Below are 22,878 nucleotides of genomic sequence, written 5' to 3' on the forward strand. Positions count from 1 at the left end.
TTAATCACAATTTGAGTGCCATCTTCTATGTCTAAAAAATTACTTATCATAGGCTTTGTTTGGCCTGAACCAAAAAGCTCTGCGGCTGGGTCTCGAATGATGCAATTAATTTCGAGCTTTATAGAAGCTAGTTATCACATTACTTTTGCAAGCGCCTGCGCCAAAACTGATAACGCTTTTGATTTATCTGCGATGGGAGTTTCTCAAGTAGTAATAGAACTCAACAATTCTAGTTTTGATGAGTTTATTACCAATCTCAAACCTAGTGTTGTATTATTTGACCGATTTCTTATTGAAGAGCAATTTGGTTGGCGTGTGGCTCAACAGTGTCCAAACGCTATTAGAATTTTAGATACCGAAGATTTACACGGCCTAAGAAAGGGTAGAGCACTGGCTTATAAAGAAGGTGCAGCCTTCAATAATTCCTATTTGCTAAATGATACAGCAAAACGTGAAATTGCCTCCATTTACAGGTGTGATTTGAGCTTAATAATTTCTGAAGCTGAAATGGAATTATTACAAAATGTTTTTAAAGTTCCTAAATCTTTAGTGTTGTATATTCCTTTTATGCTCAATAAAATCAATGAATCACAATTAAAAACGCTAAACGATTTTGAAAAAAGAATCGACTTTATTTCCATCGGTAATTTTTTGCACCAACCTAATTACAATGCTGTACTATATCTAAAAGAAACCATTTGGCCATTAATTAGAAAGCGATTACCATATGCCCAACTTCATATGTATGGTGCCTATGGGTCACAAAAAGTCACTCAATTAAACGATCCAAAGAATGGATTTTTAGTGAAAGGATTTGCTGATGATGTAAATCGAGTCATGAATGAAGCAAAAATTTGTTTGGCACCATTGCAATTTGGAGCCGGATTAAAAGGAAAACTTATTGATGCCATGCAAAATGGGACACCTTGTGTCATGACTTCTGTTGCTGCCGAAGGTATGTTCGGAACAATAGAACCCAATGGGATTATTACCGACAATCCAGAAGACTTCGCACTGAAAGCCGTTGAATTGTATACTAATGCTTCGTTATGGGAGAAAAAGCAAAAAAACGGATTCAAAATAATGAATGAACGCTTTCAAAAAGACTTTTTTCATAAAAATCTTCATTTGCAAATTGACGAAATAAGCCAACATTTGGATAAAAATCGACTTAATAATTTTACTGGGCAAATGCTTTTACATCATCGCATGCAAAGCACCAAATATCTTTCTAAATGGATAGAAGAAAAGAATAAGTAATCTCCGCATTATTTGTTTGCAAAAGACTTCTTTTTCATAGCTTTGCAGCCTTAAAATAAGTATATGATTTCAGTTGATAATTTAGCAGTAGAGTTTGGTGGTCAAACCTTATTCAGTAATGTGTCCTTTACCATCAATCCAAATGATAAAATAGCTTTAATGGGGAAAAATGGAGCCGGAAAATCAACAATGATGAAAATTATTGCTGGTGAGCAAAAAGCAACTAAAGGTCTAGTTCGTTTTCCTAAAGATACGGTTATTGCTTATTTACCACAGCATTTACTAACTGAAGATAATTGTACTGTTTTTGAGGAAGCTTCCAAAGCCTTTACCCATATTTTTGAGATGCGAGATGAAATTGAGCACCTTAACAAAGCCTTGGAAACCAGAACGGATTATGATTCTGATGACTACATGAAAATCATTCAAGATGTATCTGATTTAGGTGAAAAATACTACGCTTTAGAAGATATTAACTACGATGCCGAAGTTGAAAAAGCACTCGTGGGTTTAGGTTTTAAGCGTAGTGATTTCGAACGTTTAACAAGTGAGTTTAGCGGAGGTTATAGAATGCGTATTGAATTGGCAAAAATTTTATTACAAAAACCGGATTTAATTCTTTTAGATGAGCCTACAAATCATATCGATATTGAGTCTGTGATTTGGTTAGAAGATTTTTTGGTCAACAAGGCAAATGCCGTAATGGTCATTTCGCATGATAAGGCATTTATCGATAATATTACAAACAGAACCATAGAAGTGACTATGGGTAGAATCTATGATTACAAAGCTAATTATTCGCATTACCTTCAATTACGTGAAGATAGACGCATACATCAGTTAAAAGCTTATCAGGAACAGCAAAAGTTTATTGCAGATACCACAGCATTTATCGAACGTTTTAAAGGCACTTACTCCAAAACCAATCAAGTCAACTCAAGAGAGCGTATGTTGGAAAAACTTGAAATTATTGAAGTTGATGAGATAGATACCTCGGCATTGAAGCTTCGTTTTCCGCCTTCAATTCGTTCAGGTGATTATCCGGTTACTGTTAAAGATTTATCAAAATCCTACGATGATAAGGTGGTGTTTAAAAACGCGAATATGTCCATTTCCAGAGGCGAAAAAGTCTCTTTTGTTGGACGTAATGGTGAAGGGAAATCGACCATGATCAAGGCCATCATGGGAGAAATAGATTTTCAAGGCCATTGCCAACTCGGACATAATGTAAAAGTGGGGTATTTTGCCCAAAATCAGGCGGCTTTGCTCGATGAAGGCTTGACCATTTTTCAAACGGTTGATGAAGTTGCTGAAGGGGATATCCGAACACAAATCAAAAATATTCTTGGACGATTTATGTTCAAAGGTGACGATATTGATAAAAAAGTCAGTGTGTTGTCTGGTGGTGAAAAGACGCGGTTGGCAATGGTAAAATTATTACTGGAGCCCGTAAATTTGCTTATTCTTGATGAGCCAACTAACCATTTAGACCTAAAATCTAAAGACGTTTTAAAAGAAGCCTTACTTGATTTTGACGGAACACTTATCCTAGTTTCGCATGATAGGGACTTTTTGCAAGGTCTATCACAAAAGGTGTTTGAGTTTAAAGATCAACGTGTCATAGAGCATTTTGAGACAATTGATGATTTCCTTGTTAGAAATAGAATTGAGAATTTAAAGCAAATCGATTTAAAAAAGTAAAATGATTATCAAATTAAAAAAATGATGTCATATTTTGTTATTTACATAATGTAAAGTATATTTGTCATATAGTAAAGAAAATTTGTCTAAATAATAAATATACTTGTCATGAAATTACATAAATTAGAAGCCTGTGAACGCACCAAATTAGAGCGATTTTTAAATAAAGTCCAATTACCTCATCTTTATAAATCAATTGGTTTAGCAGTTGTACTCTTAAGTTTTATTGGGCTTACCATTATTAAATTCACTCAAGACAACCCTGATTGGGTAAGGCCACTATTAAGGCAAGGAATGCTCATTGGCTTACTTGTAATATCGCTTTCTAGAGAAAAAATTGAAGACGAATTGATTGAAACTTTAAGGTCTAAATCCTATGCTCTGGCATTTATTATAAGTGTGGTATATACAATGCTACAACCCCTTGTTAACTATGTTGTTGATTTAATTTTGGTTGAAAAGGAAACTCCTAAAGATATAGGTTATGTACAGGTGTTACTATTTATGCTATTGATTCAAGTGATGTTTTTTGAACTTTTAAAACGAACTCGATAATGGAAAATCGAATTAAAATTGAAAGAGCTATTCTAGACATTACTCAGGATGAATTAGCACAAAAAATAGGAGTTTCAAGACAAACTATCAATTCTATTGAAGCTAATAGGTATGTACCCTCAACGGTATTAGCTTTAAAACTTTCAGCAGTATTTAATAAGCCTGTTAACGATTTTTTTAAATTAACTGAAAATGATTAGGCTTATTATATGGGTTGTTTTTTATCTAATTGAAATCACAGTTTTGGTTTTATAGCAGTTTAGGGTTAAATTTTATAGATATGTTAGTTTAAATATAAAACTGTGCTATTTAGATGAAGAATCTTCAATTCATCGATTAGACATCGAATATCAAACATTAATTGTCTATTTTTAAAATCTCATTTTTTTAAATAGAACTCCATTGAACTTTAAAATTGGTAAATTTTTACTCGCTCTAGGACTTTTTAATCTATTGATTACCTACGCGCAAAATAATGTGCCTCCAAATCTTAATGCTATTGGAGACCAGTTTTATTGTCCGTTAAGTCAAATTAAAATAGTTAGTGATTTTGATATTGTTGACCCGGATGATAATGAAATCGATGAATTAAATATCCAGATTTCAACTGGGTACGAGAGTGGTCTAGATCAATTAATATTAACAGGCAGTCATCCCAACGTTCAAACTACCTGGAATGCTACTACAGGAAAACTTACCATGAATGGTGTAGGAGGGGCTTCAATGCTATATACCGATTTAATTGCAGCTGTTAAAGATGTTGTGTTTAGTAGCTCTTCAGCATCCGTTTCAGGTGAAAAGTTTTTTTCCTTCACAATTGGTGACGCCAACTACTTGCCTTCTACTGGGCATTATTATGAATATGTTCCTGCTTCAGGAATTACTTGGACAAATGCTAGAACGGCTGCAGCGGCGCGATCGTATTATGGATTGCAAGGGTATTTAGCGACCATAAGTTCAGTTGAAGAGGCACAATTATCTGGAGAACAAGCGGGAGGTGCAGGCTGGCTCGGCGGTACTGATGAGGCTGTTGAAGGTGTATGGCGATGGGTAACTGGCCCCGAGGCCGGAACCATCTTTTGGAATGGTGGAATTAACGGATCTACTCCAAATTTTGCTAATTGGAATACCAACGAACCTAACAATTGTTGTGGAGGCGAAGATTACGTACATGTTACTTTTAATGTTGGTAATCCTGGGTCATGGAACGATTTGCCCAATCAAGGTGGTGGAGGCGATTATTTTCCTCAAGGCTATATTGTTGAATATGGAGGTATGCCAAATGATCCTGTTGTTGATATCTCTGCAAGCACAAAAATTAAAGTTCCTTCAATCGACACTATAACTGAAGCTTCAAATTGCGGTCCCGGTAGCGTGAATTTGGGAGCAAATGCGAGCGCTGGAAACGTAATTTGGTTTGATGTGCCAACGGGTGGCATGCAATTAGCAACCGGTTCTACTTTTACAACACCTACAATTAATTCTACTACAACGTATTATACACTAGCTTCGGTTAATGGATGTATAGAAGGTGCCAGAACACCAGTAACTGCAACTATTAATGAAATCCCAACGATCACTTCGGTAAGCCCTGCTACCATATGTGATAGTGGTTCTGGAGTTTTAATGGCGACTGCTAATTTAGGGGTCATTAATTGGTATGATAGTATGGTTGGAGGCGCTTTAATTGCGACAGGTAGCTCATTTACAACGCCTTCGATAACAGATACAACAACTTATTATGTTGATGCTATTTCAAACGGTTGTACCTCATCATCGCGCACTGCCGTGGCTCTAACGGTTCAAAAAACTACAGCGCCTACTGGAAGTAATTTACAGACGTTTTGTGATATTGATAATGCAACCATTGGTGATTTAACAGCATCAGGAAATTCTATTTCATGGTATGAGGCTGCTTCAGGAGGAACACCTTTAGCTTCTTCTGAAGCATTAATCTCTAAAACCTACTATGCTTCACAAACTGAATTTGGTTGTGAAAGTGCAACAAGATTGGCAGTAGATGTCGTTGTATATGAAACAGTAATCCCAGTTCAGCCATCAGAAATACCAATGCTAAAATCCTGTGATTCTGCTTTGGATGGTGATGATACTAATGGTTTTACTGAATTTGATCTCACTTTGAACGAGTCTATACTATTGAACGGTAACTCAAATACTGATTTTCAAGTGAATTATTTTACCGATGCTGGATACTCAAATCAAATAGCAAACCCAAATGCGTTTGTGAACACGGTTCAAAATAATCAAACAATTTATGTGCGGATTGAGAATAAACTTGATAATTCTTGTTATTCAGATACGTCATTTTTGATTCAAGTTGATACTCTGCCTGTGATTAACACTTCGGTTATTCTGAAAAACTGTGATGAAGATGGCGTTCCGGACGGATTTACGGATTTCAATTTGAACGAAGCTAATGCTTCAATTACAAATAACAATTCTTCGAACTTCGAAATCACTTTTTATTTGTCAAATGCCGATGCCAACTCAAAAACAAATACTGTTAATCCGTCACCATTCAATAACGCTACTTCTAACACTGTATATGTTAGGGTTGAAGATGTAAATGGATGTTTTAGAGTTTCCACCCTTAACTTACAAGTTTCCACAACCTCGTTTATACCGGGATATATGCAAACTATAGAGGAATGTGATGACGATGATACTAATGATGGTCAATATCAATTTGATTTGACTACGGCATCAAACCAGTTTATAGCACAATTTCCATCGGGACAGAATTTAAGTGTACATTACTATAGGAATTTAACTGATGCTCAATTAGAACAAAATGAAATTGTACCTGCAACTACTTATAGAAATGATACACCATATTCACAGACCATTTATGTTCGTGTTGAAAGTGACGATAATGGGGATTGCTTTGGAATTGGTCCGCATTTGACTTTAATCGTTCGGCCACGACCCAATTTTCAAGTCGATCAAAATGCAATTTATTGTTTAAATCAACAGCCAATTACACTTTACACTTATAATCCTGATGGTAATTACAGTTATGAATGGAAAGATGATAATGGTTCGGTCGTGAGTAATTTACCAACTGCAACAGTTAATTCTGGAGGAACTTATACCGTAATTGCGACTTCGAGTTACGGTTGTGATTCATTTCCTGTTTCGTTTAATGTTGTTGAATCGGCCATTGCAACACTAGATTTGAATGATGTGACCGTAGTTCAACTTTCAGATAACAATTCCATTACGATTGATACAACTAATCTCGGCATTGGAGATTATGAGTTTGCCTTGGATTTCAATAGTCCTGGAGCATTCCAATCTGAACCGTTTTTTGATCATGTCAGGGCCGGTAAACATACCATCTATGTTCAAGACCGAAATGGCTGTGGTATTGTAGCATTAGAAGTATTTATAATGGGATTCCCAAAATTTTTTACTCCAAATAACGATGGGTTTAATGATACATGGAACCTTGAAGGATTGGGTAATGAATATTCGCAACAATCTTCGGTTTATATTTATGATAGGTATGGCAAACTATTAAAGCAAATTAATCCAAAAGGTCAAGGCTGGAATGGAGCCTTTAATGGACAAATTATGGAAACTTCAGATTATTGGTTTTTGGCCGAACTTATTGACATTAATGGACAAGTGAGTACATACAGAGGCCATTTTACCTTAAAACGATAATGTTTTTATAAAAGTTTGATGGCTTTATGGATGCCTTGAGTTGCAGTTGCGGTAATGACTGTGATTTGGTTGCTACTTTGTATGGCTGGTCTTGGGTCTATAAAATAAATTTTGGTTTCGGGCCTTACATAGTGCATCAAACTAGCAGCAGGATACACTTGCATGGAGGTGCCAATAATGAGCAGTACATCTGCAGTTTCGCATATAGATATAGCTTTCGGAATCATAGGTACTGCTTCACCAAACCAAACAATATGTGGGCGTAATTGATAGCCATTTGGGCAACTGTCTCCTAAATTTATATCGGTTTTCCAATCCATCACAGAATATTCATCAACCACGTTACGGGCTTTTAATAATTCACCATGTAAATGAATGACATTGGAACTTCCTGCCCGTTCATGTAAATCATCTACATTTTGAGTGATAATGGTGACCTTGAATTTGTTTTCAAGATTGGCAAGTTCATAATGGGCACTATTGGGTTCAACTTCCAGTAATTGTCTTCGACGTTGATTGTAAAACTCCAACACTAATTCTGGATTTCTATCAAATGCTTCGGGTGTTGCTACATCAGTAACACTATGACCTTCCCAAAGACCATCAGCATCCCTAAAAGTTTTTAGTCCACTTTCGGCACTCATTCCAGCACCCGTAAGTACCACAATATGTTTTTTCATACATTAAAAATAGGTTTTGTGTTTTTGTCAAACAAATTTAATTGTACTGCCATTCTTTTTATATTTTAGAGGCATGATTGAATTAAAACTTTTAAACTATCTAGAATCGTTTCTTACTGAAAGCCGAAAGCAGCGTTTCAATCATGTTTTATCACAACGAACACGACATTTCACCGTCGCCACCGAGGACGTATACCAACTCCATAACACCAGTGCGGTGATTAGGTCTTGTGATGTTTTTGGTATTCAGGATGTACGTATAATAGAAGAACGAAATACCAAACGCATTGATAGGGAAATTGCGATGGGAGCTCAAAAGTGGGTAGATTTACATCGATTCAATTCCGTAAAATCATGTATTGATGACTTAAAAAGTAAGGGGTATCAAATCGTTGCTACCACGCCACATACTAACGAATGCCTGTTACATGAGTTTGATGTTACTAAAAAATCATGTTTTTTCTTCGGTCGTGAAACAGAAGGATTGTCGGACGAAGTTTTAAACGCAGCAGATTGTTTTTTGAAAATTCCTATGTCTGGTTTTACTGAAAGTCTAAACATTTCAGTAAGCGCAGCAATCATATTACAACAAGTGACTACTAAATTGAAACAAACGGATATTCAATGGCAACTTTCAGAGGATGAGCAGCTTGTAAAGAAATTAGATTGGATCCAAAAAACTTTGAAAAGCTATGACGAAATAGTGAATAGATATAATCAGTTGCTTTAATTTTTCGTAATTTTAATAGCCTAATAAAATCTCTCGAATTATGATGATCATTTTATATATCGTTATCGGGCTTGCTATTTTAATCGCGATTCTAGCCTATGTAGCCCCTAAAACTTATGATGTTAGTAGAAGTATTGAAATAAATCGGCCTCTGGTAGATGTTTTTGAATATTTGAAACACATCAAGAAGCAAAATGACTGGTCGCCTTGGAAGAAAAAAGATCCTGACATGAAGCAAGAATTTTTGGGCACTGATGGAGAAGTTGGATTTATCTCTAAATGGGAAGGAAATAAAAATGTTGGTACTGGAGAGCAAGAAATAATTAATATTGTTCCCAATGAAAGAATTGATACCGAATTACGATTTCTAAAACCATGGAAATCAACCTCAAATGGGTATTTAATAGTTAATGATTTAGGAAATAATACTACGAAAGTAGAATGGGGATTTTCAGGCAATAATCCTGTTCCGTTTAATATTTTTATGCTCTTTTTTAATTTCGAAAAAGCAGTAGGAAAAGATTTTGATGAAGGACTTACAAGTTTAAAAGAAGTTTTGGAACATTAAATTAAATAAAAATGAAAACAAATATGGTAGGTTGGTTTGAAATTCCTGTGAGTGACATGGAACGGGCCAAAGCCTTTTATGAAGCGGTTTTTCAAATTGAAATCTAGGTGGTGGATTTTGGAGAATTATTAATGGGATGGTTTCCTAGTCGAGGAGAGGTATATGGTTCTCCTGGATCTTTGGTAAAACAAGAGACCTATATCCCTAGTAAGGAAGGTGCGTTATTATATTTTTCTTGTGTTGATTTAAAGGATGAACTAGGAAGAATTGAGGTTGCTGGAGGGAAGATTATACAGGCCAAAAAACAGATATCACCAGATTATGGCTATATGGGGGTATTTATTGATTCTGAAGGGAATAGGGTAGCCTTGCACTCTATGAAATAATGGGAGTTTTTTAAAATCTATTCGATTTACTACGGCTCAATACTTTGTATTCTTCATAGCATTCACTAATAGCATCTAACACCTGAAGGTCGTTCGCAGTTTCAATAAAATCTCTTGAATAATTACATTGGTTGATGATTTCATCCAAATCGTAACGATCTACTTCTAACAATACCATTAGCATTTCACGATCAAATCTTGAAGCAAGTTGATTTCTAATCTGATCGTCTTTTTTCATTTGTTTAAGCTTACGTAATTCATTTGGTTTTTTGCCAAACATGTTATATAAAAAATCGGCTGGATTAAATACGGCGCCCAATACTTTACTCACTGCATTTGGCGATCGATCCCCGCCTTCATATCCTTTATTTGAAAGTCCCGAAATACTGTACCTGTAATTACTTTGTAAAGGCACCTGTTTAACATCAACCTCTAAATAACCTGTTAATCGTAATTGATTAACTACAACTTCTTCTAATGCAAGTGCCAATTCAGTCATTTCAATTTGTGTTGCACCAAATTTCAACCAGTCGTTGGTAACCCTAACTTTAATGGATTTGTAACCTAAATATGAAAAATGTAAGGTGTCGTTTGCCTTCGCTATTATTTCGAAAGCACCTTTATCATCAGTAGAAGTTCCTTTTACCTGATTAAGGTTAACTATATTCACACTCTCGAGAGGCTCATTAGTTGTAGTACTTATAACAATTCCTTTTACTGTTGTTACTTCTTGTGCAAAACCAAAAATGGATACAAAGCATAGTAAAATGAATACGTACGTGCTTTTCATAGAATTTTATTAAGGTATAAAAGTAGTAAACAAAAAATAAATACGTGTTTTTGGTTTAAACTTTGACTTAAAATTAACAAGAGCGTTTAATTAAAAAGCCTTTAAATATTTTTTAAAGGCTTTTGTATAAGTTTAATTTCGTCTTCTCGAGCGTCTAGGTCTATCGGAACCAGAAGAAGATGCACTAAATTGAGAGTTAGAGCGTCTTGGTTTGGATTCGCCAGATGAGCCTCTGCGTTCGCTTCGGTTGCCACCACCACTACGTGAACTAGAACGTCTATCTGATCTTGGTTTATCATAACTTTTTCTTCCTCCAGATTTACGTTTACCACCACGGTTTCCACCACCTTTATCACTGCTTACTTCTACATTCACAAAACGACCATCGTGTTTAAAATCTGTAAAAAATGCAAGGACTTGATCGGTTAATGCAGCATCAGTTGTAAAAAACGAAAAGCTTTCTTTGACATCTACTTTAAATACATCGTCTCTTCCAAGACTTAATACTTCCTTTAAAAAGTCTTTTAGTTTCATCCAGTCGTAACCATCTTTACGGCCAACATTGATGAAATATCGTGTATCATTAGCGTTGCTGCTGTAATCTTTACCACTATCTCTGTCTCCACTTCTAGAATCTTCTACATTAAGGTTCTTAGATTTTTGATAATAGTTGTAAAAACGAGTAAATTCAACTGAAAAGAATTTCTTTATTAATTCTTCTTTGGAAGTATCTTCAAACAACGTATTAATACTATTTAAATACTTGTCAATTTCATGGTTGATTTCGGTATTATGCACCTTGTTTGCCAATGACATTAATTGTACTTCGCAAATTTCCATTCCATCAGGAATTTCCTTTTTTACAAAGTCTTTTTTAATAATGCGTTCAATACTTTTTATCTTTCTAACTTCACTTTTTGAAACAATAACCATTGATACACCAGTTTTTCCGGCACGACCTGTACGGCCACTTCGGTGGGTGTAGGTTTCAATTTCGTCTGGGAGCTGATAATTGATAACATGGGTAATATCATCTACATCAATACCACGAGCAGCTACGTCGGTAGCTACTAGCATTTGAATTTGTTGGTTTCTAAATGATTTCATAACCAAATCTCTTTGGTTTTGACTTAAATCGCCATGAAGGGCTCCTGCACTGTAACCATCTTCAATTAGTTGTTCTGCTACTTTTTGAGTATCGCGTTTGGTACGGCAAAATATTACCGAAAATATGTCTGGATTAGCATCTGCTAAACGCTTTAAGGCCTGATAACGGTCTCGTGAACTCACTAAATAGTATTCATGAGAGACTTGGCTTGTACTTTCATTTTTGTTTCCTACGGTAATTTCAATAGGATTATTCATGAATTTTTTAGCGATTACAGATACCTCTTTAGGCATTGTAGCCGAAAATAGCCATGTGTTTTTGTCTTTTGGTGTATGAGACAATATATCTGTAATGTCTTCAAAAAAGCCCATATTAAGCATTTCATCGGCCTCATCTAAAACTGAATATTCAATTTTAGAGATATCAACCAAATTACGGCTAATCATGTCTTTCATACGGCCAGGGGTGGCTACAATAATTTGAGCGCCACGTTTTACTTCTCGGGCTTGTTCAGTAATACTTGCTCCTCCATAAATGGCTACGACATTAAGACCTTTTAGGTGTTTGCCGTAAAGTTTCATTTCATTAGTAATCTGTAAACAAAGTTCTCGGGTTGGTGAAAGTATTAATCCTTGAGTAGTTCTGCTTTCAACATTGATTTTTTGCAACATTGGAAAACCAAAAGCGGCTGTTTTACCTGTTCCAGTTTGTGCTAATGCTACAAGGTCTGTGTCTTCGTTTAATAAAATTGGAATGGCTTTGTCTTGAACTTCACTTGGGGTTTCAAACCCTAAATCAGTAATAGCCTGCAATAGGTCGTTATTAAGACCTAACTCTTTGAATGTGTTCATTCGGTGTAAATAAGTATTCGATTATGTTCTGTAGTGTTACAATAGAAGCGAATCGACATACTTAAACCTAAACTTCACGTAACACATCCTCACCCTGAGGAATATGAAACCCAAATCCGTTTCGAGTTTCAGTCGGCAAAGATAGTTATTTATTTGATATTAAATAATTTGGTTAAAAATTACCTGCATTTTATCGAATTTATGGAATTTGTAAATGATAAATATTAAAATTACAGTACTTTTAATTTAGCTAATAATTTTATTATGAGGGTGTTGTGTGTGTGATAACAGTTGGCATTACAAAAAACAAATAAATAGTTATTAATTTTTTCATGATGAAGATTTAGCTAGTATGTATGACATTAAAATTTAAAAAAGCCCCTATTATGAAAAATATTACGATCATTTTAGCTCTTCTTGCACTTATTGTATTAACCTGTACTCCTTTTGAACCTGAAACTACTTTAGAATCATATAATGATGATGCTATGATGCTAATGGCTAAAGAGATCACCCAGAGTGACTATTTTAATACGGATGCTAATAAAAGTGCTTTTGAAGCTTCGAGAGCGAGTAATAGCGGAACAAATGCCTTTAGAATAGTACAAACCCCGGTTTTTAATTTCTATATTTTTAGTTATGATGCTGGGTTTTTTGTTATTTCTACGCGTAAGTCTGATGCTAATTTAAAAATGCACCCTAATGGTACAGCCTCATTTTCATTGGAATTGGAAGGACCTTGGGGTTTTTGGACTGACACACAACAAGGGGAGTATAATAATAGTTGTTTCCAGAAACATATGGGCTATTTTAACCTTGATTATAATGGGGAAGTAAAAGTTGTTGAGCAACCATGGGGTACCGTATATTCATTTACTGAGCCACACAAAACACCTTTAATTGCCAAAGTCAAGAATTTTGTTCTCAATGATGCTGAAACCTATGATTCAAATATTGGTTCATCATATTGTAGAGAAAATTCTGTTCTGGAGAAAATTATTAATTTGACGTTTGTTCAAAAATGGAATAACAAAAAAGAAACTTCAGAAAATCTATTTAATTTAAATGTGAAATAGTTCCTTTAAAGAATTTTACCAGTGCTTTTATTTGCATTATAAGTTTAAAACTATAATAAAGTAATCAAGTGTTTGATTATCTGTGGGTTATTAGTTTATAGCATTTATCATGTGAATTAAGCTTTTCGTCGAAAATAATTAATAATTTTCTTTCAAAGCACATGAAATTAGTAACTTAAGAAATAGTTACTGCGCTATTAATCAAGCAGCTATATTTGATTGTGCGCTTCTTCCCTAAATTTTGCATTAATTTTTCTTACATGTTAGGTGCTATTATTTAATTAATTTAAAACCAGCCAATTATGAAAAAACATGTAATGCTAATGTCACTTATGGCATTATTTTTCTTTGGATGCAGTACAAGTGAGACTGAATCCATTCAAGAACCTAACCTTAGTTTTTCCCATTCTAAAGTTGTAACAGATTTAATCACTAACAGCGATTTTACATCGTATTTAAAAACTAAATCAAAAGAATCAAAATTTTATAACAGTAGGTCAAGTAATTCTAATGGCAACGGTGTCGTTTTTGTAGAAGGGGGCGGAGCTTTTTCTAACTTCGTAGGCATAGTTGCATTCCCTTATCTTGTATTAGTTTATGATCTTAACGACGTTGATTTTCCGGAACCTCTGATTGATGTAAAAGTGTTTGATGAAAACAGGGCTCAATTTACTGCAAATGTAAAACGACCTGGTGTAGAGATTTCAAATCTGTTCACTGGAGATATTATGTATTCTAATATTTGCGATGATAAAAAAATTGGTCATTTGCAAATAAATGTGATCGCACCTTATGATGTATTAGATTTTGGTTTTGGCCCTATGTATTTTCCAAATGGACCTGAAGCTATGACGTCAAATAACTTACAATTAAGTGCAAGAGTTAATGATTCATTTGTTTTAACAAATCCTGAAACTGGAGAGGGAGAGTGCTATGATGCTAATAATACTAAAAACATAAAACTAGTGAGTATTTTTAGAGACAATAACGATCAGGAATTAGGTCGCATATTTAAAATCATAGGTTTAGAATAAACAGTTTTATATTAATGAAAGATGCCTTGTTTATTCTTAAGGCATCTTTATTTTGTTAAGAACTTAACAAGTTTAGTTAACGCTATTCCCCGATGACTGATTTTGTTTTTAACTTCCATAGTCATTTCGGCAAAGGTCTGCTGATAACCTAAAGGTTGAAAAATGGGGTCATAACCAAAACCTTCATTTCCATGCTTGTTATCAGTAATCTCACCTTTACAGATGCCTGTAAACGTCTGGGTTTTACCATTAAGATTTAAAGCAATTACCGTTTTAAATTGTGCCGCGCGATTGGTTGTGTGTTGTAAATTTTGGAGTAATAAGGTCATGTTTGCATTTGAGTCTTTTTGTTCCCCAGCATATCGTGCTGAAAAAACGCCTGGAGCACCATTTAAATGCTCAACCTCTAAACCAGTATCATCAGCAAAACAATCATAGCCATAATTAGCTTTAACGTATTCAGCTTTTTGAATAGCGTTTCCTTCAATTGTGGGCTGTGTTTCGGGAATATCTTCAAAACAACCAATATCGCTTAAACTTAATAGGCTTATGTGATTAGGAATTAAAGATTGAACCTCTTTTAGCTTATTCTGATTGTTAGTGGCGAAAACCAGTTGCATGGGATTAGTATTAGGACTCAAAATTACTACTTATTGACTTAACCAAAAAAATAACTTAACTTGGTCAAGTGGTAATTTAATTTGAAATTCATCGGTTACCGAAAACCTTTACTTTGAAAGACTATCTACTCCTTTTGATTTTATTGTTTTTTAGCACTGAAATGTCGTTTTCTCAAGATTGGGCAAATTTAAAACGCTTTCAAGAAGCAAATTCCAAATTATCTACCTATGATACATTACAGCGTGTAGTTTTTATGGGAAACTCCATTACTGAAGGTTGGTCAAATATTAGACCTGAATTTTTTGAAGGGAAACCCTATGTTAATAGAGGAATTAGTGGACAAACAACGCCTCAAATGCTATTGCGTTTCCGCCAAGACGTCATTGAATTAAAGCCGGCAGAGAAAGTGATCAAACTTAACAAGTTAATGCAGTGGTATGCCAAAGAAAATACTTTAGTTTATGTTGATTATTTTTCGGCTATGGTCAATAGTAAAAATGGCTTGAAGACAGAATTAGGAACCGATGGCGTGCATCCAAATGCCTTGGGATATTCAATTATGGAGCCGCTAGTTGAAGCGGGAATAGCAACTACTTTGAAATAAAAACGGAATCAACTACTGTTTTGTCTATATTTATATGATTATCAACCAACCATGATTAACAAATTAGGAGAGAAATTCACTCGTATTTATTTAAAATATATGCCAAACGCTTTCGTGTTTGCCATAATTTTAACTTTTATTACAGCTCTTGTAACGTTTATTTGGCTAGATGTAACACCAATAAACATTATTTCAGGCTGGTACGATGGATTTTTCGATTTACTTGCTTTTGGCATGCAGATGGTGTTAATACTCACTACGGGTTTCAGTATTGCTCTATCACCTTTGGCAAAAAATATCATTGACAGGTTAACGAAATACATCCATAAGCCTAATCATGTTTATTTTTTTGTTGTACTAATAGGAATGCTTCTGTCAATGGTGAGTTGGGGTTGGCAAGTAATTACATGTGTGTTGGCAAGAGAACTGGCAATACGGGTTAAAGGTATAAATTACCCATTTTTAATTGCTATTGTTTATTTTTCAGGTATGAGTTGGGTTACAGGATTGTCGAGTTCAATTCCATTATTGTTAAACACCGACAAAAATTTTCTGATTGAAAGTGGCGTAATATCAGGTATTATTCCCACCTCAATGACTTTAGGCTCATCATTAAATCTGATAATGATTTCTGTAAACGTACTAATTGCGCCTATAATCATACTTTTATTAGCACCAAAATCATCGAATAATAAAGAGCTTTCTAATTTGTTAGAATCTAAAAGTATAGATCAAGAGCTAACGGTTAAACAAGAAGCGGATAGTTTTAAATTACCTTTTAAAGCACTATCAGATACCTTTAATAATAGTAGCTTACTTCAATTGCTAATTATACTTATGGGGTTAACCTACATTGCGTATCATTTCACAATGAAAGGGTTTGATCTGAATCTTAACATCATGATTTTTATTTTTTTAATTGTTGGTATGTTTTTGCATAAAACCCCTATGCGTTATGTGGTTTCAATGAAGCGATCATGTAGTAATATTTCTGGGATAATATTTCAATATCCCTTTTATGCCGGTATTATGGGGATCATGCTTTATACAGGTTTGGGTGAAAGGTTGGCTGAATTAATGGCTTCTGTTGCTACTATTGATTCCTATCCATTTTATTGTTATTTAACGGGAGGCATCATTAATTTTGCCATTCCTTCGGCTGGAGGGGAGTTTGCCGTTGTGGGTCCTAGCATTATTAATGCAATCCAAGAATTAGGTGCTGGACTTTCAGAGGCAGAAATTAATGCGATGATATCTAGAGCTTCATTGGCTGTTGCTTATGGAGAAACTTTAACTAATCTTTTACAACCATTTTTCCTTTTAATTGTACTTCCAGTTATGGCTGTCGGTGTAAAATTACAAGCCAGGGACATCATGGGATATTTAGTATTACCATTTATAATATTTTTTATAATACACTCATTGTTGTTAGTGTATGTGCCAATTTAGACTGATTATTTTGTTATCTTTAAAACTATAAACCAACAAGATGCAAAATTTTAAATCTCCAATAGAAGCTTTTCTCTATTGGGAATCACATGAACCCAATCAAGTATTTTTACATCAACCAATAAGTGGTAAAATTATAACCCATACCTATGCTGAAGCTGGACAAGAAGCCAGAAAATTAGCCTCGGCTTTAAAAAGTTTAGGTTTAAATAGTGGAGATCATGTGGCATTACTTTCAAAAAACTGTTCGCAATGGATTATTGCAGATTTAGCTATTATGATGGCAGGATGTGTTTCGATTCCAATTTACCCAACTTTAAATGCTAACTCAATCGAACAGATACTTGTGCATAGTGAGTCTAAAGCTGTAATTATTGGTAAATTGGATGATTTTGAATCTCAAAAAAATGGCATTCCTAATATTCCAAAAATTAGTATTGGTCTATATGGGGGTAAAGAAGGACAGTTATGGGAAGATTTGCAAAATACTCATCAACCTTTACAAGATATCCCGTTACCAAACTCTGATGATTTACACACTATTATATACACTTCAGGAACAACAGGAGACCCTAAAGGTGTCATGCACACCGTTAATAATTTTACTGTAAGCGGTAAAGCTCTGGTGAATTTAATTAAAATGCCACCTAAATCAAGACAATTTTCTTATTTGCCTCTTGCCCATGTAGCCGAGCGCGCTATTTGTAACAATGGATATGTATTGGGCTCAACCATCTATTTTTCAGATTCCATGGCAACTTTTGCTAAAGATTTAGAACATTGCCAACCTCATTTCTTTTTTGCTGTTCCGAGAATTTGGGCAAAGTTTAAAGAAAAAATCCTGACCTCGATACCTCAAAAGAAATTAAACACCTTATTAATGATACCAATTGTCAATAGTATGGTTAAAAACAAACTCAAACAAAAATTAGGATTAAAAAGTGCTATTTTTATTGTTTCGGCAGCTGCTCCAATTGCTGATAGCTTGGTTGAGTGGTTCAAAAAACTTGATATTATTATTTTACAAGGTTATGGAATGACCGAAGATTGTTGCGTATCTCATTTTAATTTACCAAATGACAATAAAATAGGAACTGTAGGTAAAACACTGTCTGAAGCTCAAGCAAAGTTGTCACCAGAAGGTGAGATATGCGTTAAGAATAAGTGTTTGATGAAAGGCTATTATAAAAACCCTGAATTAACGGCATCAATGTTTGATGAAGAAGGCTACTTAAAGACTGGAGATATTGGTGAGTTTGATCATGATGGATTTTTAACCATTACAGGGCGAGTAAAAGATCAATTTAAAACCGATAAGGGTAAATATATTTCTCCGTCATTAATTGAACTATCCATTTCTAAAAATTCTGATATTGAGCAGATATGTGTAGTAGGAACTGGTATTCCACAACCCATTGCTCTGGTAACCTTATCTGAATCTGGGAAATCCAAATCGAAAGAAAGCTTGTCTAAAAGTTTGTTTCAGACGGTTTCCAACGTTAATCCAAATCTGGCAAAACATGAAAAAATTGAAAAAATCGTGGTCATGAAGGAGGAATGGACTGTTGCCAATGGACTAACAACGCCTTCTTTAAAATTAAAACGAAATGCCATTGAGAAAATTCACCAACCCTACTATGAATCATGGTTTAATCTAAAAGAGAACGTCATTTTTGAATAAATAAGTCTGAATCCTTTATCATAAAAATCTTTAATATGAAAAATCTAATTTTAATCCTGCTTATGGTCGCCTTTGTTTCCTGTAAGCATCAAGAAAATAAGACCAATAATTTAGGAACTGTAAATTTTAAAGTTTATGGGAATAAAGTAGCTCAACCGCACTTTGAGGAAGGACTTTTATTACTTCATAGTTTTGAATATGAAGACGCAAAGGAAGCTTTTAAGAAAGCACAGGAGATAGATCCAAAAATGGCTATGGCTTATTGGGGCGAAGCCATGACCTATAATCACAGTATTTGGAGCGAACAAGATTATGAAGCAGGCTTTACCGTAGTGCAAAAGCTTGAAAATATGAAGCATTTAAAGGATTTATCTGAAATTGAAATGGATTTTTTAGAAGCTGTAAAAGTGCTTTATACGCCTAAAACTTCAAAAAATGATAGAGACAAGGCGTATATGAATTTTATGAAAAGCCTTCATGAAAAATACCCTGATAATAATGAGGTAGCAGCATTTTATGCATTGTCACTGCTAGGTTCAGTTGCTGAAGGTAGAAATGATTCCATTTATGGTTTAGGCGCCGAAGTTGCCAAAAAGGTTTTAAAAAGCAACCCAGAACATCCTGGAGCACTTCATTATTTAATTCATTCCTATGATGACCCCGAACATGCTAAATTGGCTTTTGATGCTGCTAATGCGTATGCAAAGGTGGCTCCTGATGCAAGTCATGCCCTGCATATGCCGTCACATATTTATGTTGCATTAGGTATGTGGGATAGGGTTATAAACTCTAATATTGATTCTTATCAGGCCAGTTTAAATAGAATGGATCGTAAAAACCTTGGTAATGATGCCAGAGGTTATCATGCGTTCCATTGGTTACAGTATGGCTATTTGCAGAATAATGAATTCGAAAAAGCGAAGCAAATGGTTTTAGATATTAAAAACTATGTCGATGAAACGCCTTCAGCCAGAGGTAGAGTGCATATGGTATTCTTAAAAGGAACATATCTAATTGAAACTAACGATTGGAATTCCCCAATTGCTGATATTGAAGTTGACGTTACCGATTTAAATATTACCGTTCAGTCCCAATACCGGTTTTTGGAAGGTTATAAAGCATTTGTTGCAAAAGACAAGGAAACACTGAATGAAGTCATTAATTCAATGGATCAAAAAATAAAAAAGGAAGCCTTGTTGGTAGACTATATGAATGACGGTTACAGCGTTTGCTCGAGTACGTCTAGAAGCATTCCAACTCAAAGCAACATTAATGAGTCTTCGGTGATGGTTGCACAACTTAGAGCATTAAATTCTTGGCTAGAAAACAATATTGAAGAAACGGAGCATTGGCTAAAAGAATCAATTACCATTGAAAGTCAATTAAGTTATAGTTATGGTCCACCTGTTATTCAAAAACCAACGCATGAATTGTATGCCGAATGGTTATTGAACCAAAATCGATTAGAAGAAGCGGCTGTTCAATACGATCTCACTTTAAAAATGGCAACCAACAGAAGGCAGGCAATTCAAGGTAAAAAACAAGCGATGTCTTCAATTTAAATTCCAAAAAATATTAGTTTTATAAACGAAAAATTAAATTAAACTTATGAAAACACTTCATTACGCCCTTATTTCATTGATTTTTTTAGTTGCAAGTTGTGTCAATTCAGAGAAACAGTCAGAATCGCAAGTGGCTACAGAATCAGGTTATTTTGATTACTCCAATTCAGACGATCAGTTTACCGGTGGAATAAAGATGATTCCCATTGAAACTTCAAAAGGTACCTTTAATGTTTGGACAAAACGTGTTGGAAACAATCCTAAAATGAAAGTGCTACTCCTTCATGGTGGTCCAGGAGGGACCCATGAATTTTTTGAATGTTTTGATGGCTATTTCCCAAATGAAGAGATTGAGTATGTGTATTACGATCAGTTGGATTCTTATTATAGTGACCAACCTAATGATTCAACACTTTGGACTACCGAGCATTTTGTAGAAGAGGTTGAACAAGTACGTAAAGCACTAAATATGGACGAAACTAATTTTTATTTATATGGTCAATCTTGGGGTGGTATTTTAGCCATGGAGTATGCCTTAAAATACCAAAAGAATTTAAAAGGGTTAGTTATTTCTAATATGATGGCTAGTATTCCAGAATATGAAAAATATGCCGCCAAAGTGTTGGGGCCTCAACTTCCACCTGAAATTTATAAAGAAATTAAAGCCTTTGAAGAATCAGAAGACTATGGAAATCCGAGATACACAGAATTAGTCACCCAGCATTATTATCCAGAACATGTATTACGAATACCACTCGAAGACTGGCCAGAATCCATCCACCGTGCATTTAAACATTTAAACCCCAACATCTATATTTTTATGCAAGGGTATAGTGAATTTGGTGTTACAGGCAGTGCCTCCTTAAAAGGTTGGGATGTTTCGGATCGATTAAAAGAAATTAATGTGCCTACATTAGTGATTGGAGCTACTTACGATACGATGGATCCAAAATATATGGAGTGGATGTCTGGTGAAGTCCAAAATGGCCGCTTTTTACTATGTCCTAAAGGAAGTCATTTGTCACAATATGACGACCAGAAAAACTTTTTTAACGGTCTTATAAAATTTATCAAGGATGTAGATTCTGGAGATTTTGATAAATAATTCCGAATTATCTATGGTGATAAGGCTCATTGCGTAAAATTGTAAATCCTCTATACAATTGTTCTATGACGAATAACCGTACCATTTGATGTGAAAATGTCATTTTAGATAATGAGAGTTTACCTTGAGCTTTGTTATAGACTTCCTGTGAAAAACCGTAGGGACCGCCAATGACAAAGACCAATTGTTTAATTCCGGAATTCATATGCTTTTGTAGATAATTTGAAAAACCAACAGAATCCATTTGCTTTCCGTTTTCATCTAAAAGAACAAGGATGTCCGTGGCATTGAGTTTGCTTAAAATCAATTCGCCTTCTTTTTGTTTTTGTTGGTCTTCACTTAAATTTTTGACCTTTTTTAGATCAGGGATGATTTCAAATTCAAATTTTATATAAAATCCCAGACGTTTTTGGTAATCATCAATCAAGGTTTGAAGCGATTTACTATCTGTTTTACCTATGGCAAGAAGTTTAATGGTCATAGGGTCAAAGTTAGGATTTTTTGGAATTTGTAATTTAGAATTTCATTTTTTTTAATTTTCTATTCCTATTTTTACATCAAATAGCATAAAATGATTTCAGAAGCCCAATTTAATACCGAAATTGACCTTATAATTGCAAATGCCATTAGGGAAGATGTTGGTGATGGTGACCACAGTTCTCTGGCTTGTATACCAAGTGATGCTATGGGTAAAGCCAAGCTGTTGGTGAAAGATAGCGGCATCATTGCAGGCGTTGAATTTGCTAAAAAAGTCTTCAAACATGTGGATAAAGGTTTAAAAGTCAAAACGTTTATCAATGATGGACATCAGGTAAGACCTGGAGACATAGTTTTTTATGTTGAAGGCCCTTCACAAGCCATTTTAAAGGCTGAACGTTTGGTGCTTAACGCCATGCAGCGTATGAGTGCTATTGCTACTAAAACCAGATATTTTGTGGATTTGTTGGAAGGTACCAAAACAAAAATTTTGGATACCAGAAAAACAACACCTGGGATTCGTGCTTTAGAAAAATGGGCTGTAAAGATTGGTGGAGGCGAAAATCATCGTTTTGCTTTGTATGACATGATTATGTTAAAGGACAACCACATTGACTTTGCAGGTGGTATTACCAAAGCCATCAAAAAAACAAAGCAGTATTTAAAGGACACTAATCGGGATTTAAAAATCATAGTTGAGGCCAGAAATCTACAGGAAATTGAAGAGATTTTACAAAATGATGGTATATACAGGATTCTCATTGATAACTTCAACTATAAAGATACCAAAACGGCTGTAAAAATGATTGGTGACACTTGTTTGACTGAATCTTCAGGAGGGATTAATGAACATACCATTCGCGAGTATGCGCTTTGTGGTGTAGATTATATTTCGTCAGGCGCCTTAACACATTCAGTTTATAATATGGATTTGAGTTTAAAAGCGGTTTAGT

At 34.7% G+C, this 22,878-nt stretch carries 22 protein-coding genes; 17 read left to right on the plus strand and 5 right to left on the minus strand.

All coding sequences use genetic code 11. The annotated features are described in order from the left end of the window. Positions 1-27 precede the first annotated feature (27 nt). The 5 genes from ACFO5O_RS03195 (at position 28) to ACFO5O_RS03215 (ending at position 7,203) form a co-directional block, all read left to right on the plus strand. Positions 28-1,260, plus strand: a complete 1,233-nt coding sequence (locus ACFO5O_RS03195) for a glycosyltransferase family 4 protein (RefSeq protein ID WP_387960896.1) — start codon at positions 28-30, stop codon at positions 1,258-1,260. A gap of 63 nt (positions 1,261-1,323) precedes the next feature. Further along, entirely contained in the window at positions 1,324-2,961 is a 1,638-nt protein-coding gene (locus ACFO5O_RS03200) for an ABC-F family ATP-binding cassette domain-containing protein (RefSeq protein ID WP_387960898.1), read from the plus strand. A gap of 108 nt (positions 2,962-3,069) precedes the next feature. Beyond that, entirely contained in the window at positions 3,070-3,516 is a 447-nt protein-coding gene (locus tag ACFO5O_RS03205; RefSeq protein WP_387960900.1) for a hypothetical protein, read from the plus strand. Then, positions 3,516-3,716: a helix-turn-helix transcriptional regulator gene (locus ACFO5O_RS03210; RefSeq protein WP_387960902.1), complete on the plus strand. Its 201-nt coding sequence runs from the start codon at positions 3,516-3,518 to the stop codon at positions 3,714-3,716. Before ACFO5O_RS03205 ends, ACFO5O_RS03210 begins: the two co-directional genes overlap by 1 nt. Positions 3,717-3,918: 202 nt before the next feature. After that, positions 3,919-7,203, plus strand: a complete 3,285-nt coding sequence (locus ACFO5O_RS03215) for an Ig-like domain-containing protein (protein ID WP_387960904.1) — start codon at positions 3,919-3,921, stop codon at positions 7,201-7,203. Between the two features lie 5 nt (positions 7,204-7,208). On the opposite strand, the gene ACFO5O_RS03220 is transcribed toward ACFO5O_RS03215, so the two are convergent. Continuing rightward, entirely contained in the window at positions 7,209-7,883 is a 675-nt protein-coding gene (locus ACFO5O_RS03220) for an SIR2 family NAD-dependent protein deacylase (protein ID WP_387960906.1), read from the minus strand. Positions 7,884-7,956: 73 nt separating this feature from the next. On the opposite strand from ACFO5O_RS03220, the gene ACFO5O_RS03225 reads away from it, so the two are divergent. The 4 genes from ACFO5O_RS03225 to ACFO5O_RS03240 are packed head-to-tail and all read left to right on the plus strand — an operon-like array spanning position 7,957 to position 9,567. After that, positions 7,957-8,613 (plus strand): TrmH family RNA methyltransferase, encoded by a 657-nt coding sequence (locus tag ACFO5O_RS03225; protein ID WP_387960908.1) that lies wholly within the window; start codon positions 7,957-7,959, stop codon positions 8,611-8,613. A gap of 43 nt (positions 8,614-8,656) precedes the next feature. Next, positions 8,657-9,181 carry an SRPBCC family protein gene (locus ACFO5O_RS03230; protein WP_387961001.1) on the plus strand — a complete coding sequence of 175 codons (525 nt, stop codon included), beginning with the start codon at positions 8,657-8,659 and terminating at the stop codon, positions 9,179-9,181. An 11-nt stretch (positions 9,182-9,192) separates the two neighbouring features. After that, on the plus strand, positions 9,193-9,288 hold the full coding sequence (locus ACFO5O_RS03235) for a VOC family protein (RefSeq protein ID WP_387960910.1): 96 nt from the start codon (positions 9,193-9,195) through the stop codon (positions 9,286-9,288). Between the two features lie 3 nt (positions 9,289-9,291). Beyond that, a complete protein-coding gene (locus tag ACFO5O_RS03240) occupies positions 9,292-9,567 on the plus strand; it encodes a VOC family protein (protein WP_387960912.1) in 276 nt (91 codons plus the stop codon). A 10-nt stretch (positions 9,568-9,577) separates the two neighbouring features. Here the strand turns inward: ACFO5O_RS03240 and ACFO5O_RS03245 are convergent, their stop codons facing one another. Both ACFO5O_RS03245 and ACFO5O_RS03250 read right to left on the minus strand, forming a co-directional pair. Continuing rightward, positions 9,578-10,357: a carboxypeptidase-like regulatory domain-containing protein gene (locus tag ACFO5O_RS03245; RefSeq protein ID WP_387960914.1), complete on the minus strand. Its 780-nt coding sequence runs from the start codon at positions 10,355-10,357 to the stop codon at positions 9,578-9,580. Positions 10,358-10,489: 132 nt separating this feature from the next. Next, positions 10,490-12,316: a DEAD/DEAH box helicase gene (locus ACFO5O_RS03250; protein ID WP_387960916.1), complete on the minus strand. Its 1,827-nt coding sequence runs from the start codon at positions 12,314-12,316 to the stop codon at positions 10,490-10,492. A 386-nt stretch (positions 12,317-12,702) separates the two neighbouring features. Here ACFO5O_RS03250 and ACFO5O_RS03255 point away from each other — a divergent pair, with 386 nt between their 5' ends. Beyond that, positions 12,703-13,392, plus strand: coding sequence for a hypothetical protein (locus tag ACFO5O_RS03255; RefSeq protein ID WP_387960918.1), 690 nt, complete (start codon positions 12,703-12,705; stop codon positions 13,390-13,392). Between the two features lie 302 nt (positions 13,393-13,694). Continuing rightward, positions 13,695-14,426 (plus strand): hypothetical protein, encoded by a 732-nt coding sequence (locus ACFO5O_RS03260; protein WP_387960920.1) that lies wholly within the window; start codon positions 13,695-13,697, stop codon positions 14,424-14,426. A gap of 47 nt (positions 14,427-14,473) precedes the next feature. Here ACFO5O_RS03260 and ACFO5O_RS03265 read toward each other — a convergent pair whose 3' ends face one another. Continuing rightward, complete coding sequence (locus tag ACFO5O_RS03265) at positions 14,474-15,046, minus strand: non-canonical purine NTP diphosphatase (protein WP_387960922.1); 573 nt, start codon at positions 15,044-15,046, stop codon at positions 14,474-14,476. Between the two features lie 113 nt (positions 15,047-15,159). Between ACFO5O_RS03265 and ACFO5O_RS03270 the strand changes: the two genes are divergently transcribed. The 5 genes from ACFO5O_RS03270 to ACFO5O_RS03290 are packed head-to-tail and all read left to right on the plus strand — an operon-like array spanning position 15,160 to position 21,448. Next, positions 15,160-15,651, plus strand: coding sequence for an SGNH/GDSL hydrolase family protein (locus ACFO5O_RS03270; protein WP_387960924.1), 492 nt, complete (start codon positions 15,160-15,162; stop codon positions 15,649-15,651). Positions 15,652-15,702: 51 nt separating this feature from the next. Further along, on the plus strand, positions 15,703-17,100 hold the full coding sequence (locus ACFO5O_RS03275) for a short-chain fatty acid transporter (protein WP_387960926.1): 1,398 nt from the start codon (positions 15,703-15,705) through the stop codon (positions 17,098-17,100). A gap of 40 nt (positions 17,101-17,140) precedes the next feature. Then, complete coding sequence (locus ACFO5O_RS03280) at positions 17,141-18,781, plus strand: AMP-binding protein (RefSeq protein ID WP_387960928.1); 1,641 nt, start codon at positions 17,141-17,143, stop codon at positions 18,779-18,781. A gap of 35 nt (positions 18,782-18,816) precedes the next feature. After that, a complete protein-coding gene (locus ACFO5O_RS03285) occupies positions 18,817-20,343 on the plus strand; it encodes a tetratricopeptide repeat protein (protein ID WP_387960929.1) in 1,527 nt (508 codons plus the stop codon). A 46-nt stretch (positions 20,344-20,389) separates the two neighbouring features. After that, entirely contained in the window at positions 20,390-21,448 is a 1,059-nt protein-coding gene (locus ACFO5O_RS03290; RefSeq protein WP_387960931.1) for a proline iminopeptidase-family hydrolase, read from the plus strand. Between the two features lie 7 nt (positions 21,449-21,455). Here ACFO5O_RS03290 and rlmH read toward each other — a convergent pair whose 3' ends face one another. Next, positions 21,456-21,929: a 23S rRNA (pseudouridine(1915)-N(3))-methyltransferase RlmH gene (gene rlmH, locus ACFO5O_RS03295; protein ID WP_387960932.1), complete on the minus strand. Its 474-nt coding sequence runs from the start codon at positions 21,927-21,929 to the stop codon at positions 21,456-21,458. 90 nt (positions 21,930-22,019) lie between these two features. Between rlmH and nadC the strand changes: the two genes are divergently transcribed. Beyond that, the gene (gene nadC / locus ACFO5O_RS03300; RefSeq protein ID WP_387960934.1) at positions 22,020-22,877 is read left to right on the plus strand and encodes a carboxylating nicotinate-nucleotide diphosphorylase; all 858 of its coding nucleotides are present in this window, start codon (positions 22,020-22,022) and stop codon (positions 22,875-22,877) included. Position 22,878 lies beyond the last annotated feature (1 nt).

The sequence above is a fragment of the Geojedonia litorea genome (genome assembly GCF_042654525.1).
Classification (GTDB): Bacteria; Bacteroidota; Bacteroidia; order Flavobacteriales; family Flavobacteriaceae; genus Geojedonia; species Geojedonia litorea.

Excerpts from the sequence above, each read along its gene's own strand:
- ACFO5O_RS03245 (WP_387960914.1), bottom strand. The coding sequence starts at position 10,357 with ATGAAAAGCACGTACGTATTCATTTTACTATGCTTTGTATCCATTTTT.
- ACFO5O_RS03285 (WP_387960929.1), top strand. The coding sequence starts at position 18,817 with ATGAAAAATCTAATTTTAATCCTGCTTATGGTCGCCTTTGTTTCCTGT.
- ACFO5O_RS03225 (WP_387960908.1), top strand. The coding sequence starts at position 7,957 with ATGATTGAATTAAAACTTTTAAACTATCTAGAATCGTTTCTTACTGAA.
- ACFO5O_RS03195 (WP_387960896.1), top strand. The coding sequence starts at position 28 with ATGTCTAAAAAATTACTTATCATAGGCTTTGTTTGGCCTGAACCAAAA.
- ACFO5O_RS03255 (WP_387960918.1), top strand. The coding sequence starts at position 12,703 with ATGAAAAATATTACGATCATTTTAGCTCTTCTTGCACTTATTGTATTA.
- nadC (WP_387960934.1), top strand. The coding sequence starts at position 22,020 with ATGATTTCAGAAGCCCAATTTAATACCGAAATTGACCTTATAATTGCA.
- ACFO5O_RS03205 (WP_387960900.1), top strand. The coding sequence starts at position 3,070 with ATGAAATTACATAAATTAGAAGCCTGTGAACGCACCAAATTAGAGCGA.
- ACFO5O_RS03250 (WP_387960916.1), bottom strand. The coding sequence starts at position 12,316 with ATGAACACATTCAAAGAGTTAGGTCTTAATAACGACCTATTGCAGGCT.
- ACFO5O_RS03265 (WP_387960922.1), bottom strand. The coding sequence starts at position 15,046 with ATGCAACTGGTTTTCGCCACTAACAATCAGAATAAGCTAAAAGAGGTT.
- ACFO5O_RS03220 (WP_387960906.1), bottom strand. The coding sequence starts at position 7,883 with ATGAAAAAACATATTGTGGTACTTACGGGTGCTGGAATGAGTGCCGAA.
- ACFO5O_RS03200 (WP_387960898.1), top strand. The coding sequence starts at position 1,324 with ATGATTTCAGTTGATAATTTAGCAGTAGAGTTTGGTGGTCAAACCTTA.
- ACFO5O_RS03275 (WP_387960926.1), top strand. The coding sequence starts at position 15,703 with ATGATTAACAAATTAGGAGAGAAATTCACTCGTATTTATTTAAAATAT.
- ACFO5O_RS03210 (WP_387960902.1), top strand. The coding sequence starts at position 3,516 with ATGGAAAATCGAATTAAAATTGAAAGAGCTATTCTAGACATTACTCAG.
- ACFO5O_RS03280 (WP_387960928.1), top strand. The coding sequence starts at position 17,141 with ATGCAAAATTTTAAATCTCCAATAGAAGCTTTTCTCTATTGGGAATCA.
- ACFO5O_RS03260 (WP_387960920.1), top strand. The coding sequence starts at position 13,695 with ATGAAAAAACATGTAATGCTAATGTCACTTATGGCATTATTTTTCTTT.
- rlmH (WP_387960932.1), bottom strand. The coding sequence starts at position 21,929 with ATGACCATTAAACTTCTTGCCATAGGTAAAACAGATAGTAAATCGCTT.
- ACFO5O_RS03290 (WP_387960931.1), top strand. The coding sequence starts at position 20,390 with ATGAAAACACTTCATTACGCCCTTATTTCATTGATTTTTTTAGTTGCA.
- ACFO5O_RS03235 (WP_387960910.1), top strand. The coding sequence starts at position 9,193 with ATGAAAACAAATATGGTAGGTTGGTTTGAAATTCCTGTGAGTGACATG.
- ACFO5O_RS03230 (WP_387961001.1), top strand. The coding sequence starts at position 8,657 with ATGATCATTTTATATATCGTTATCGGGCTTGCTATTTTAATCGCGATT.